Source organism: Rhizobium sp. 01T444, from assembly GCF_056398305.1.
Genome location: NZ_JBFTPD010000108.1, coordinates 1 through 955, shown reverse-complemented (window position 1 = coordinate 955; position 955 = coordinate 1). Strand labels below are relative to the sequence as shown.

Here is a 955-nt window from a genome sequence, read left to right as displayed (position 1 = left end):
CTGCTGCACTTCACCAGCGGCACCACCGGCGCGCCCAAGGGCGCCCTGCATGTGCACGGCGCGGCCGTGGCCCACTACGCCACGGCGCGCTACGCGCTCGACCTGCACCCGCAGGACCGCTACTGGTGCACGGCCGATCCCGGCTGGGTCACCGGGACCTCGTACGGCATCATCGCGCCGTTGCTGCTGGGCGTGAGTTCGCTGGTCGACCTCGAGGAGTTCGACGCCGAGCGCTGGTACGGGCTGCTCGAACAGGAGCGCGTCAGCGTCTGGTACACGGCGCCGACCGCGATCCGCATGCTGATGAAGTCCGGTGCGGCGCTTGCGCGGCGCCATGTCTTTCCGGCGCTGCGCTTCGTGGCCAGCGTGGGCGAGCCGCTCAACCCGGCCGCCGTCTGCTGGGGCAAGGAGGCCTTCGACCTGCCCATCCACGACAACTGGTGGCAGACCGAGACCGGCGGCATCATGATCGCCAACACCCCGGCCTTCGACATCAAGCCGGGCTCGATGGGCCGCCCGCTGCCCGGCGTGGAGGCCTGCATCGTCGAGCACCTGGAGGCGCAGGGCGAGGCGCCCCGCGTGCGCGTGGTCGAGCAGCCGGACGTGGAGGGCGAGCTGGCCTTGCGCGCCGGCTGGCCCTCGATGTTCCGCGGCTACCTGAACAACGAGGCGCGCTACCGCAAGTGCTTCGCCGACGGTCTCTATCTCACCGGCGACCTGGCGCGGCGGGATGCCGACGGCTACTTCTGGTTCGTCGGCCGCGCCGACGACGTCATCAAGTCCGCCGGCCATCTGATCGGGCCCTTCGAGGTCGAGAGCGCATTGATGGAGCATCCCGCGGTCGCGGAGGCGGGCGTGATCGGCAAGCCCGATGCCATGCTCGGGGAGATGGTGAAGGCCTTCGTCTCGCTCAAGACCGGCTTCACGCCCGACGAGAGCCTGCGCGCGGACATCC

The 955-nt window shown here is 70.5% G+C and carries 1 protein-coding gene; it reads left to right on the top strand.

What is annotated here, in order from left to right:
• Window positions 1–955 (top strand): AMP-binding protein (locus AC1DTN_RS37365; RefSeq protein ID WP_477925142.1); only part of this gene is annotated, 955 nt, incomplete at both ends.